Annotated in this window: 12 protein-coding genes; all 12 read left to right on the forward strand. The window is 33.3% G+C overall.

Translation table 11 applies throughout. The features are described from left to right. Positions 1–444, forward strand: a 444-nt coding sequence (locus BLP50_RS13265; RefSeq protein WP_242869283.1) for a PfkB family carbohydrate kinase, incomplete at its 5' end; no start/stop codon positions are given. Between the two features lie 8 nt (positions 445–452). Further along, entirely contained in the window at positions 453–1352 is a 900-nt protein-coding gene (locus tag BLP50_RS13270; protein ID WP_090155592.1) for an NAD-dependent epimerase/dehydratase family protein, read from the forward strand. A 1-nt stretch (position 1353) separates the two neighbouring features. Further along, positions 1354–2295, forward strand: coding sequence for a glycosyltransferase family 2 protein (locus BLP50_RS13275; protein ID WP_090155594.1), 942 nt, complete (start codon positions 1354–1356; stop codon positions 2293–2295). Positions 2296–2330: 35 nt separating this feature from the next. Continuing rightward, positions 2331–3467, forward strand: a complete 1137-nt coding sequence (gene rffA, locus BLP50_RS13280) for a dTDP-4-amino-4,6-dideoxygalactose transaminase (RefSeq protein ID WP_090155596.1) — start codon at positions 2331–2333, stop codon at positions 3465–3467. A gap of 2 nt (positions 3468–3469) precedes the next feature. Then, positions 3470–4618, forward strand: coding sequence for an ATP-grasp domain-containing protein (locus BLP50_RS13285; protein ID WP_090155598.1), 1149 nt, complete (start codon positions 3470–3472; stop codon positions 4616–4618). A gap of 3 nt (positions 4619–4621) precedes the next feature. After that, positions 4622–5566, forward strand: a complete 945-nt coding sequence (locus BLP50_RS13290; protein WP_090155600.1) for a glycosyltransferase family 2 protein — start codon at positions 4622–4624, stop codon at positions 5564–5566. Next, a complete protein-coding gene (locus tag BLP50_RS13295; RefSeq protein WP_090155602.1) occupies positions 5547–6743 on the forward strand; it encodes an ATP-grasp domain-containing protein in 1197 nt (398 codons plus the stop codon). The genes BLP50_RS13290 and BLP50_RS13295 overlap by 20 nt, the downstream gene beginning before the upstream one ends. Next, the gene (locus tag BLP50_RS13300; RefSeq protein WP_090155604.1) at positions 6744–7838 is read left to right on the forward strand and encodes a hypothetical protein; all 1095 of its coding nucleotides are present in this window, start codon (positions 6744–6746) and stop codon (positions 7836–7838) included. 125 nt (positions 7839–7963) lie between these two features. Then, complete coding sequence (locus tag BLP50_RS13305) at positions 7964–8917, forward strand: Gfo/Idh/MocA family oxidoreductase (protein ID WP_090155606.1); 954 nt, start codon at positions 7964–7966, stop codon at positions 8915–8917. Further along, a complete protein-coding gene (locus BLP50_RS13310; RefSeq protein WP_090155608.1) occupies positions 8902–9861 on the forward strand; it encodes a Gfo/Idh/MocA family protein in 960 nt (319 codons plus the stop codon). Before BLP50_RS13305 ends, BLP50_RS13310 begins: the two co-directional genes overlap by 16 nt. A gap of 46 nt (positions 9862–9907) precedes the next feature. Further along, positions 9908–11959 carry a hypothetical protein gene (locus BLP50_RS13315; protein ID WP_090155610.1) on the forward strand — a complete coding sequence of 684 codons (2052 nt, stop codon included), beginning with the start codon at positions 9908–9910 and terminating at the stop codon, positions 11957–11959. 43 nt (positions 11960–12002) lie between these two features. Continuing rightward, positions 12003–13025 carry an N-acetylneuraminate synthase gene (gene neuB, locus BLP50_RS13320; RefSeq protein ID WP_090155612.1) on the forward strand — a complete coding sequence of 341 codons (1023 nt, stop codon included), beginning with the start codon at positions 12003–12005 and terminating at the stop codon, positions 13023–13025. The last annotated feature ends 2 nt before the right edge of the window (positions 13026–13027 follow it).

The raw sequence follows: 13027 nt of genomic DNA on the forward strand, positions 1-13027 counted from the left end.
AACGAGGAAGATTTCACAGCTTGCCTTGGTTTCGAAATCGAGGGAAATGATGCAAACCTTAAGGAGCTTAACATCGATGGCTACAAGAAGATGATTGATGAGGCTTCAAAGGTATATCCTAACTTCAAGGTTGTTGCTACAACTCTTCGTACAGTAAAGACAGCTACTGTAAATGATTGGTCAGCACTTTGCTGGGCAGATGGCCAGATTCATAAGGCAAAGGATTACAAGGGACTTGAGATTATGGACCGTGTAGGCGGTGGTGATTCATTTGCTTCTGGTCTTATCTATGGTCTTATGACAACAGCTGATGCTGCAAAGGCTGTAGAGTATGGTACAGCTCATGGTGCACTTGCTATGACAACACCAGGTGATACAACAATGGCAACATGTGCCGAGGTTGAGGCAATCATGGGTGGTGCAGGCGCAAGAGTAAAAAGGTAGAGATATAAATGAGAGTAATAGTTACTGGAGCTGCAGGATTTGCAGGCTATAGTTTAACAAGAGAATTATTAAAACAGGGACATGAAGTATACGCAATTCTTCGCCCAGATTCATCTCACAATGATAGATTTTATGATGTGCAGGGAGACTTGCATCTTGTAGAGCTAGATTGTGCTGATTTTGATAAGATAGCTGATAAGATATTATGTCAGTGTGATGTGTTCTATCACCTGGCATGGTTTGGCGGTAGAGATGATTTCGAGGGTCAGAATGCCAACATAGATTACACTATAAAAGCGGTTGAAGCGGCAGCCAATGCAGGATGTAAGCGTTTCGTAGGTATAGGCTCGCAGGCAGAATATGGTGTGTGTGATGGTCTTATTACAGAGGATTTAATGCCTAGACCTATTAATGCTTATGGAGCAGCAAAAGTGGCAGCACTTTATCTTACAAAGCGCAGAGCTGAGCAGTTGGGGCTAGAGTGGATATGGGGTCGTATTTTCAGTCTATATGGTGATTATGAGCCAGCTGGCAGGATGCTTCCAGATGTACTTGGCAAGATGAAAGTAGATCAGCCAGTAAGTCTTAGTAGCTGTGAGCAAAATTGGGACTACTTACATGTAGTGGATGCAGCTAGAGCTATAGCAGCTTTGGGAACTAAGGGACATGCTGGTGAGATTTATAATATCGCTCACGGTCAGTATGCTCCATTGAGCCAGTTTATAGATAGAGCGAAAAAAGAGCTTGGTTCATATTCAGAAGTAAAATTTGGAGATAGAGCAAATCCATTTATTTCCTTACAGCCTGATGTGAGCAAGATTAAGAATCATACAGGATGGACTCCAGAGATTAGTTTTGAAGATGGCATAGAGGCTTTTGTTAATAATAGATATTTTTATGAGGATTAACATGAAAAAGATAAGTATAATGATTCCTTGTTTTAACGAGGAAGAGAATATTGTTCAGATAGGTGAGGCGTGCGAGAATATAATCAAGGAGCAACTTTCGAATTACGATTATGAGATTTGCTACGTTGACAACGCTTCTACAGATAGAACTAGAGAGCTAATAGAACAGGTTTGTGCTAACAATAAAAAGCATAAGGCTATTTTTAACGTAACTAACTTTGGTCAGTTCAATTCACCATTCCATGGAATATGTGAGCTTGACGGTGATTGTGTCATCCCAGTATGTGCCGACTTCCAGGATCCAGTTGAGATGATTCCTGTATTCGTACATGAGTGGGAGAAGGGACATAAAATTGTCAGTGGAGTTAAGGCTACTAGCAAGGAAAATGGATTTGTATACTTTCTTCGCACTGTGTATTATAAGACTATTAAGAAGATGTCTTCTGTACATATGATAGAGCATTTTACAGGATTTGGTTTATATGACAAATCATTTGTTATGCTTCTTAGAGAGTTAAAGGATCCGCTTCCATTTATCAGAGGCATCGTGGCAGAGTATGGAGAGGGATTTAATCTCAAGGTAGTAGAGTATGAGCAGCCTCAGCGTAGAGCGGGAGTTACACATAATAACTTCTATACTCTTTATGATGCAGCAATGCTTAGTTTTACAAGCTATACAAAAGTAGGACTTAGAATGATGACATGGATTGGTTTCATTGTTGGAATAATCGATGTGATTGTTGCTATAGTGTATCTTGTACTTAAACTTACACATTGGAATGATTTTGCTGCAGGTAATGCACCTATGGTAATAGGTATGTTTTTACTTGGGGCGATACAGCTTACTTTTATGGGATTGATGGGTGAGTATATCCTTAATATCAATACTAGAACTATAAATAGACCTATAGTAGTAGAAGAAAAAAGAATAAATTTTGATTAATATCGTTTTATCAAGATATTACGAGGAGAAAGTATATGAATATAAGTTTTAATGTGCCACCTTATGTAGGTAAGGAACAAGACTACATAATGAAGGCGATTAAAAATCATAAAATATGTGGAGATGGTGATTTTACCAAGAAATGTAGCGCATGGTTAGAAGAAAAAACCGGAACGACAAGAGCTCTTCTTACTACATCATGCACACATGCTACAGAAATGGCTGCACTTCTTGCAGAGATTCAACCGGGGGATGAAGTAATTATGCCTTCATATACTTTTGTGTCTACTGCTGATGCATTTGTGTTGCGCGGGGCAAAGGTGGTATTTGTAGATATTCGTCGTAAAACTATGAATATCAATGAAAAACTAATTGAAGATGCTATAACACCTAGAACTAAGGCGATTGTTCCAGTTCATTATGCGGGAGTAGCTTGTAATATGGATGCCATTATGGACATAGCTCGTCGAAATAATCTATATGTTATAGAGGATGCGGCACAGGGAATTATGAGCACCTATAAGGGACAGGCACTTGGTACCATAGGTGATTATGGTTGCTTCAGTTTTCATGAGACAAAGAATTTCTCTATGGGTGAAGGTGGAGCCCTTCTTATAAAAGACAGTGGAAATATCCTTAGAGCGGAAATTATCCGTGAAAAGGGTACTAATCGTAGTCAGTTTTTCCGTGGTGAGGTAGATAAATATTCGTGGCAGGCAGCCGGTTCTTCTTATTTGCCAAGTGAGTTAAATGCAGCATATTTATGGGCCCAGCTTGAGATGGCAGAAGAGATTACAGCAAATAGAATGGCTTCATGGGATTCATATTATGAGCAATTGTCGACCCTGCAGGAGAAGGAGCAGATATTCCTTCCATATATCCCTGAGGAATGTACTCATAATGCTCATATGTTCTTTATCAAAGCAAAAGATTTGGAAGAGCGAACTGAATTACTTAATTTTTTGAAGTCAAATGGTATAGGTGCGGTGTTCCACTATATCCCCCTTCATTCATCAGTTGCTGGTAAGAAATTAGGTGTATTTCATGGTGAGGATAGGCGTACAACTAAGGAGAGTGAAAGACTACTTAGATTACCTATGTATTATGGACTTCAAAAAGATGAAGTAGAGTATATATGTGATAAAGTAAAGGAGTTTTACAAGAAAAAATAAACATGAAAAAGTTGGCAATAATTGGAGCATCTACATTTCAGCTTCCACTAATAAAAAAAGCAAAGGAATATAATATAGAAACTCACGTTTTTGCCTGGGAATGTGGTGACGAAGGAGAAAAGGTAGCTGACTTTTTTTATCCAATTAGTATTACAGAATGCGAGGCAATATTTAGGAAGTGCAAAGAAATTGGGATAGATGGAATATGTACAATTGGCACGGATTTAGGAACAATAGCAGTAAGTTATGTAGCTAGTCGGCTGGGGCTTATCGCAAATAGCGAAGAGACGACTAAAGTTGCTACAAATAAGCATTTAATGCGCAGGTGTTTTGAAAAAAATGGAGATCCTTCGCCTAAGAGCATTTTAATTAGTGATATAAAAGAGTTAGATGAATATAATTTTGAGTTTCCAGTTATTTGCAAACCAACAGATAGGTCAGGGAGTCGTGGTATTTATAAAGTAAACGACATAGAAACACTTAAAGGTGTCATTGGAAAATCTATAGATTATAGTTTTGAAAAAAAAGCTTTAGTTGAAGAGTTTGCTTTAGGTAAAGAATATAGTGTTGAATATATTACTTATGAAGGCAAACATTCTTTTTTAGCAATGACTCAAAAATATACAACAGGTGCTCCTAATTTTATTGAAACTGGGCATATTGAGCCGGCTGATGTGAGTGATGATACTTTAGAGAAGGTTAAAAAAGTTGTTGAGCATGCACTTAGTAGCCTGAATGTTACATATGGAGCATCACATTCTGAAATAAAGATTGATGATACAGGAAAAATTAAAATTATAGAGATAGGTGCTAGAATGGGAGGTGACTACATAGGTAGTCACTTAGTTTGTTTGTCAACAGGATTTGATTTTGTAAAGGGTGTTATAGATATAGCTCTGGGGCAGAAACCTGTTTTGACTAAGGACTTAAAGAAAAAAATGGCTGGAGTAAGGTTCATTTTTAATGAGAGAGATATACAGCAGTTTGAAACTTTAAAGCGTGAAAATCCTGAAATAATAGTAGAAAGTGAAATAAAGAAAATAACAGATGAATCTGTGGTAGATAGTGGATCTAGATTTGGTTATTTTTTAATGTGTTCTGATAAAAAAGAAGAAATAAAAAAGTGGTTTCCACTAGAAAGAGAAGAATAGTTAATGAATCAAAAATTATCGGTTGTCATACCATGTTATAACGCAGAAAAGAATATTGAAAATGTTGTAAAAAAAGATATTGAGATATTTATACACAACAATATAGCTAATTACGAATTCATTTTAGTTAATGATTGTTCAAAGGACAACACTTGGAATGTGATATCAAAACTTGCGGATGAAATTGATGAAGTGATTGCTGTTGATTTAGCAAAAAATGTAGGACAGCATGGGGCTATTATGGCTGGATTTAGTAAAGTTTCAGGTGAGTATATCGTGGTTAGTGATGATGATGGTCAAACTCAAATTGAAATGCTTCCTAAGATGCTTGAGAAGATGGAATTAGGATATGATGTTGTTTCAACAGAATGGTTAAACCGAAAGAAAAGATCTTTTATAAGAAAAATAGGAACAAGATTAAATCAAAAAACTACAGAATTATTAATGGACAATCCAGAAGGTATTATAGTATCTATTTTTTTTGTGGCTAAAAGATTTATTATAGAAGAAATAAAACAATACAAAGGTCCATATCCTTATATAACAGGGTTGATTTTACGTACAACTCACAATATAGCGACTATTCAAGTGGAACAATTGGAGCGCCAAAGTGGCAACAGTGGTTATTCTTTTAAAAAGTTGATTGCATTATGGATGAATGGACTAACAGCTTTTTCAATTTTACCTCTTAGAATTACGACATATATTGGCTTATTCAGCGCATTTCTTGGAATAGCGTATGGGTTATTTGTTATTATTAGAAAGTTATTAGCGTATGATGTCCAAACAGGTTGGAGTTCTATTGTGGTGATATTATTGTTTATGTTCGGAATAGTATTAGTTGTATTAGGTGTGATTGGAGAATATATAGGTCGTTTGTATATGTGTATCAATAATACACCGCAATATATTATTAAAGAAATTAAGAATGGAAAAGATAATGAATAAGAAAAAAGTGTTATTACTAAATGCAGGACACACTGAAATACCAATTATAGAGAGATTGAAATCTAGAAATTACTTTGTAATTACTAGTGGGAATCGTGAAGATATGCCAGGACATAAAATGGCGGATAAGTATATAAAGGCAGACTATTCAGATAAAGAAGCGATTTTAAAAATTGCGGAAGAAGAAAAAATTGATGGTATTATTTCGTGTGCGTATGATACCGCCTATACAACTGCAGCTTATGTTGCAGAAAAACTTGGATTAGGAGGCCATGATTCATACGAAAAAGCTTGTTTGTTACATCAAAAAGATAACTTTAAGTCTTTATGCGTAAAATTAAATATTCCAAATCCTATTTCGACACCTTTTTTTGAAAAAGAGAAGGCTCTTGAGTATATTAAAACAGCAGATTATCCAATAATGGTCAAGCCTGTTGATCAAGCAAGTGGGATAGGCATAATGCGTGCGGATAACGAGGATGAAGGAAAAATAGCTGTTGAAAATGCGTTTGAAAAATCAAAGGAGAAGCGCATAGTAATAGAGCCATTTATTGAAGGTGCACAAGAGTCGTTCGTAGCTTTTGTAGTAGATGGTAGGGTTATGATATGCACAGCATGTGATTGTTATTCGCCAATAAACCCTTTCTTAATACAAACGGAAACTATGCCTAGCAAAAATTTTTCTATATTGAAGGAACAACTTATAGGAATAACTGAAAAACTGTTTAGTGAATTAGACTTAGTTGATGGAATAATTACATTACAATATATTGTTAAAGATGGTATACCTTATGTCATCGAAATGATGCGAAGATGTTTGGGAAACAGGTTTTTATATCCTGTTTCATATGTTACCGGATTAGACTGGTATGATGCTCTTGTTTGCAGTGAGTTGGCTGAGGATTGTCATAATATGAAAATTGACGAACCGATAGCGAAGTATGCGGGACATCATGCAATAATGTCCACCCATAATGGCATATTTGAAGGAATCGAAATACCTGATGAAATAATGGAACATGTTATAGAATTTGATGAGTTATTTAAAAGTGGAGATATTATTAATGATTATATGAAAGAGCGAATGGGATATATATATTATAAGTATGAAGATATGAAAGAAATTGAGGTTGCAGCAAAATCGTTTAATGAGAGGATTAAGTTAAAGGTGAAATAGATGAAGAAACGAGCACTCGCTTACATAGGTGGACCAAAACAACTTCAGGATTTTGTTTGGTATTATTTGGCATATGGGAAAGAATATAAATGGGATTTAGTATGTCAACCACTTCAAAAAGAAATGAAACTGGAGGAAGTGTGTAAAAATTCTGGTATATTTGAAAACATATATAAGCCGGAACCATTTTTAAATCGATCTAAAATTAGATTAGTAGTGGTTTTTTTAAAAATGTTTTGTATGTGGTTACTTGGGAAAAATAAAAAATTTGCGAGAAATGAATTAGCAAAAGATTTTAATATTTCCGAATATAAGCATATTTGTTTATCAACAGTAAGGGGTGTGACGTGCGGCATGATGGCATTAGCTGCGGATGATGATACATCTATAAGTTTATTGGAAGATGGTATAGGAGATAATACAGACCCTAGAACAAAATTTGAATTAAATAGAATAACAGAGGATTTCTATATACCTTCGTATTTACTTGCTAGTATGGGGTACTGTAATCCATGGGGAAGATTTCCTTTAAAGTCAACAAAACGATGCGATAGATTTTCACTTAATCCAGATAGTTTGGCGAGGGAATTATATAACTCGGTTAATCGTTTGAATGATTTTTCATTAATAAATATAGATGAATATAATGAATTATTAAAAAATATTTTTGGAAATATATCTGGAATAGATGGAGCAGAAGCAGTATTATTCACATCAAATATGCTTGATTTTACTAATGATATTTGTTCGTGCATAAGTAAAGTATGTAATTGCTTATCTGAAAAAGGCTATAAAAAAATTATAGTAAAAAAGCATCCTAGAGATTTCAGCAATTATGAGATAGAGCATGTAGACTGTATTAGTGTAGATTCAATCATTCCAGGGGAAATCCTAGCTAAAGAAATAACAAATCAGGATTTGTATTTTATGTACCCATCAGCAACATTAGGTGCCTTCGATGGTAAGAAAAATAAGATTGTAGTTTTTAAGTTTGATAATTTAGATGACACTGAGTTTTATAGTTCAAATTTTAAGCGTGCATGCAAAATTGTAAAAGAGGAAAATGGTATTATATTTGAAATAAAAAGTATCTAACGCGATGTAAGCAGTGATAATTAATTCTATAATTAAAAAATATAGAAAGGTAAGCCCACATTTAGGTGTTCCGAAAGAGGGAGCTTTATTCTTTTGATTGCTTGAATTGGGGTATAGTTTATTAAATGTATAAAATTGTAGTTATTGGAATAGGAAATTTGGGAAAGAGACATGTTCAATCTTTATTAAAGTCTGAATTCGATATGGAAATTTATTGTACAGATCCGGTTGATTCAAATTTTAATGAAATAAAAGCAATGGAAAGCGAATGCATGGGAACAAAAAAGGTTTTCTATACAAATTCTATTGATGAGTTACCAAAAGAAATTGATTTTGCAATTATAGCCACATCGTCTTTTGTTAGAAGGAATGTGTTTGAAGAGTTAGTTGAACACAGAGTAGTAAGAAATTTGATTTTTGAAAAAGTATTATTCCCTAAAATATCCGATTATAAAGATGTATATAAATTACTAAATGAAAAGAAAATAAATGCTTGGGTTAATTGTGCTAGAAGAGAGTGGGAATCTTGGCAAGAAGTGAAAAAAGAAATAGATGGAGAAGATATAGTTTCTTTAGATATTTCAGGTACAGAGTGGGGATTGGCTTGCAATGGAATACATATGTTAGATTTGGCAAGATATTTCGATGCTACGATAAATGTAGAATATGTTTCTTTTGATAGTATTATTAATAGTAAGCGAAAAGGATATAAAGAATTATATGGAAAAATAATTGGTAGTGGTACTAGATGTAAGCATTTAGCTATATCCTGCTATTGTGGAAAGAAGATAGATTGTATTTTTAAAATACAAACGGATAAAAGAATAATAATAGTTAACGAGAAAATGGGGATTAAACAGATTATATCCATTGAAAATAACGATGTTGTGACAAAAGAATTTAAAGTTGAATATCAAAGTTGCTTAACTCAGAAATCGGTTAAAAACATATTTGATGAAGGAATAACAGGTTTACCTACATATGTTGAATCAATGGATGAACACATCCAATTATTGGAACCTATGATAGATTTTTTTGAAAAGAACGGAGGAGAAAAAGGAATATGTCCAATAACATAAAAGTATTACTTATAGGTACAGGGAATATGGCAAATGAGTACTATAAGGTATTAAAAGCGTGTGAAATCGAGACAATTGTTGTTGGAAGAGGTGAAGAGAGAGCTAGGGTATTCAAAAAAAATAATAATTGTAAAAAGGTTTATTGGGGAGGATTAGAAAATTGTCCGCAAGAGGAACTGAAAGATGTTTCTCACGCAATAATTGCAGTTAATGTGCCTCAACTTTGCGAAGTTACAAAACAAGTCATTGGGGCTAGAATAAGTAATATACTTGTAGAGAAGCCAGGCGCGCTTAGCAAAGATGAATTAAGTTCGATAAATGTTATGGCTAAGGAAAAAGGTGTTAATATTTTTATAGCATATAATCGTAGATTCTATTCATCGGTTTTGAAGGCGCAAGAAATAATAAATAATGATGGGGGAGTTTCATCTTTTAATTTTGAATTTACAGAGTGGGGACATGTTATAGAAAAAACCAATAATGACGAGATAACAAAGAACAATTGGTTATTGGCAAATTCTACACATGTAATTGATTTAGCATTTTATCTTGGCGGGAAACCGGTTCAAATGAATTCATACATTGGAGGGCGATTATCATGGCATGAAAATGGTAGTAATTATGTTGGGGCGGGTAAGACGGACAAAGGAGCGCTGTTTTCCTATTGTGCAAATTGGGATGCGCCTGGACGTTGGAGTGTGGAGATACTCACAAAAAATTTTAGATTGTATTTAAAGCCTATGGAACAACTTCAAATTCAACAAAGGGGAACGGTAAAGATTGATCAGGTAGAGATTGATGATGAGCTTGATACTTGTTATAAACCTGGATTATATAGAGAACTACAGGCATTTTTAATTAATTTAGAAAAAGTTGGCTTGATGACATTGGAAGAACAGATTTCCGAGTTTGATATTTATATGCAAATAGCTGGGAAAAACTAGCAGGTAGGATAAAATAGTGATTTATAGGATTGGAGAAAGATGACATATGAACAGTGCCCAAAGTAGAAAATTGATAAGAAATATTATATCAATGGATTTCTTACGCGCTGTAGTTATTAATGCAATAGTATTATCGATTCTATTATTATTATTTGAACCAACAATAAAATCTGATGACTATGACACTGAAATGGTCATCTATGGTGCGGTGAATGGGAAATATTCTAGTTTTTCGATGTATCCCACATTTTTCTTTGGCTTTATCATAAAGCTTTTGTTGGGGGGGATTAGTAAAATACCTTGGTATATAGTATTTCAATATTTATTGATATTTTTTTCATTTGTTATGATTTATATATCTTTAAATATCAAAGATAAAAAAAGTTTAATTCTAATAATGGGTTGCTTTTTTTTTATAGGATATGAATTATATATACGATTTACATTTTCAAAGACAGCTGGATTTATTATAGTAGCGGGTTTACTTGCTATACTACGCTATATTGAAAATGAAGATGTAAAATGGCAATCATTATTTTTTCCATTAATATTTATTATTATCGGCATTTCTATTAGAGCTGCAATGGCTATGATAGTTTTGGAAGTCTTTTTTTCCGCGGTGATTATTAATATTGCGATTAATAAAGAAATAAACAAAAAAAGACTTTTTAAATTCTTAATATTAAGTATTATCATTATTGCTTTTAGAAATGGAATCGTACGGGTAGATAATGCTGTGAAATTAGATGGTGAATGGTCGCAATATGTACTTAATAATTTTAAAAGAGCCAGATTGCAAGATTATTCAATGGCGGATTACTATAAATATGCTGATCAATATAGTGAGGCCGGGATAAGTGAGAATGACTATATTCTTTTCAAGGATTGGGGATTATATAACGATTATGATGTCTTTTCACCTACCACTTTAGCTAAAATTGGAGATTTTAATTCAGCCAATGGAGTGGATAGCTTAAAAGATATTATAGAAAAAATACTGAAAAACACACTGCATTATTATAGTGGTGAAACGAGCTTTTATTTTTTTGTTTTTGTAATCCTATGGTTGATAATCGCCAATGGAATGGATATGAAGAAAAAAATGATAATTATCTTACCGGTGATAATTAACTGTTTTTTAGCATATTCATATATGAGCTACAAAGGAAGGTTACAACATCATGTTGATGTAATTGTGTTAATAGCGGGGACAGTTTTATTATTATATTATTATCAAAGTAATAGTTTGGTAGTGGAAACAAAATATATAATTCCACCATATATTGTTTTGCTTGTTTTTTTGTGCACATTTTATAACTCTTTAAATAATTCTTCTTATTATGATATTAGGGTATCAAATCAAAATATACAATATAAGAAAAATAAAAAGATTATGGATGTGTTTTCTGGTGATAAAAAGCATATGTACGAATTTTGTACATATGATACAAATAATTTATACGATGCAGTGTTTACACCCTTTGAAATTATTCCTCGAAGTTATTACTCGAATTTAGACATATCAAATCGATACTATATTCCAGATTGGATGGAGATATCAAAATCATATGAAATAGATAATATATATGCAGAAGCAACAAATAGTGAAGTAATAATGTTTGCATGTACCGATCAAAATGCAAAATGGATTGAACACTTACAAAAGTATATTAATGAACATTATTCTGAATCAGCTGTGTTTGTTAGGGTTCGAAAAGTAGGAAATGTTAATGTTTATAGATTTGTGGATGAAAAATTTGATTATGAAGGGTACTTATCAAATTCTATAGATGGAGAAGATATTGAATATGATATTAACGTGGAAGCAAAAGATAACGTTGTTCATCTGGAGGGATATGCGTATTTAAACGGAGTTGATTCATATACGCAGGATGTATGTTTTGAAATGGTGGATAACACAGATTTATCAAGGAAATATGTATTTGCACTCAAAGAAGAGAGTAATGCTAAAGCAGATAATAATGATGATGTGAAATACTCAGGTGTAGTAGCAGATATTAATTTAGAAACAGATAATTACAGTATTTGGATGTATATTAAGCAGGGATACGAAGTGTATAAAGTTCAAATAAAGTGATGGTGTTGCGAGAGAAAAGATTTAATTCATGGAGGCATGGATAATGATAGGAGAGAATACAAGTAATATTGTTGTTGTAGCAGAAATCGGTTGTAATCACAATGGTGATATTAATTTAGCAAAAAGTTTGTTAAAAAAAGCAAAAGAATGTGGGGCGGATTATGCGAAGTTTCAAATTTTTAAATCGGAAAAATTAGTTTGCCCCGAAGCGAAAATGGCTGATTATCAAAAAAAGAATATAGGTGAAGAGTCTCAGCTTAATATGTTGAAAAAGTTAGAATTAAGTGAGGAAGATTATTTAGAACTGAAGGAGTATGCGGAAGGGATAGGAATAAAACCATTTGCTACACCATTTGACACAGAATCAGTTGATTATTTGTATTCTATTGGACAGTGTATATGGAAAATACCGTCTGGTGAAATAACTAACCTACCATTACTTGAGAAAATAGCTACGATTGATAGTGATAATAAGGAAATTATTCTTTCTACAGGTATGTCGTCATTAGATGAAATTTCGGATGCAGTATCGGTTTTAGAAGTAAGTAAGAATACAAAATTTACTATTCTTCAATGTAACACACAATATCCAACAATGGATGATGATATGAATTTGTTGGTGTTGCAAACTTTGAAGGAAAAATTTCCTAAATGGGAAGTTGGATTGTCGGATCACTCTGAAGGAGTAGTTGCGGCAGTAACAGCTGTTGGGTTAGGTGCAAAGTTTATAGAAAAACATTTTACTTTAGACAAGAATCTTCTTGGGCCGGATCATAAAGCATCCATCACACCAGATGAATTAGAGGAACTATGTATCAATGTTAGACGTGCGGAAAAAATGTTGGGAGATAGAGATAAAAAAGTTACTTTGTCTGAAGCAAATAATAAAGATGTAGTAAGAAAATCTATAGTTGCCTCTAAAAGTATAAAAAAAGGAGAACTTTTTTCTGAGGATAATCTCACATGCAAAAGACCTGGTACAGGAATTAGTCCAATGAAATGGCATGAAATAATTGGAACATATGCAAGTAAAGATTATTTGGAAAATGAGATAATAGAAAAGTAGGT

Source organism: Pseudobutyrivibrio sp. AR14 (assembly GCF_900101325.1).
In the GTDB taxonomy this organism is placed as follows: domain Bacteria; phylum Bacillota; class Clostridia; order Lachnospirales; family Lachnospiraceae; genus Pseudobutyrivibrio.

Coding starts and splice junctions, on each gene's coding strand:
- BLP50_RS13295 (WP_090155602.1), top strand. CDS start 5,547: ATGGAAAAGATAATGAATAAGAAAAAAGTGTTATTACTAAATGCAGGA.
- BLP50_RS13305 (WP_090155606.1), top strand. CDS start 7,964: ATGTATAAAATTGTAGTTATTGGAATAGGAAATTTGGGAAAGAGACAT.
- BLP50_RS13300 (WP_090155604.1), top strand. CDS start 6,744: ATGAAGAAACGAGCACTCGCTTACATAGGTGGACCAAAACAACTTCAG.
- BLP50_RS13270 (WP_090155592.1), top strand. CDS start 453: ATGAGAGTAATAGTTACTGGAGCTGCAGGATTTGCAGGCTATAGTTTA.
- rffA (WP_090155596.1), top strand. CDS start 2,331: ATGAATATAAGTTTTAATGTGCCACCTTATGTAGGTAAGGAACAAGAC.
- neuB (WP_090155612.1), top strand. CDS start 12,003: ATGATAGGAGAGAATACAAGTAATATTGTTGTTGTAGCAGAAATCGGT.
- BLP50_RS13275 (WP_090155594.1), top strand. CDS start 1,354: ATGAAAAAGATAAGTATAATGATTCCTTGTTTTAACGAGGAAGAGAAT.
- BLP50_RS13290 (WP_090155600.1), top strand. CDS start 4,622: ATGAATCAAAAATTATCGGTTGTCATACCATGTTATAACGCAGAAAAG.
- BLP50_RS13315 (WP_090155610.1), top strand. CDS start 9,908: ATGAACAGTGCCCAAAGTAGAAAATTGATAAGAAATATTATATCAATG.
- BLP50_RS13285 (WP_090155598.1), top strand. CDS start 3,470: ATGAAAAAGTTGGCAATAATTGGAGCATCTACATTTCAGCTTCCACTA.
- BLP50_RS13310 (WP_090155608.1), top strand. CDS start 8,902: ATGTCCAATAACATAAAAGTATTACTTATAGGTACAGGGAATATGGCA.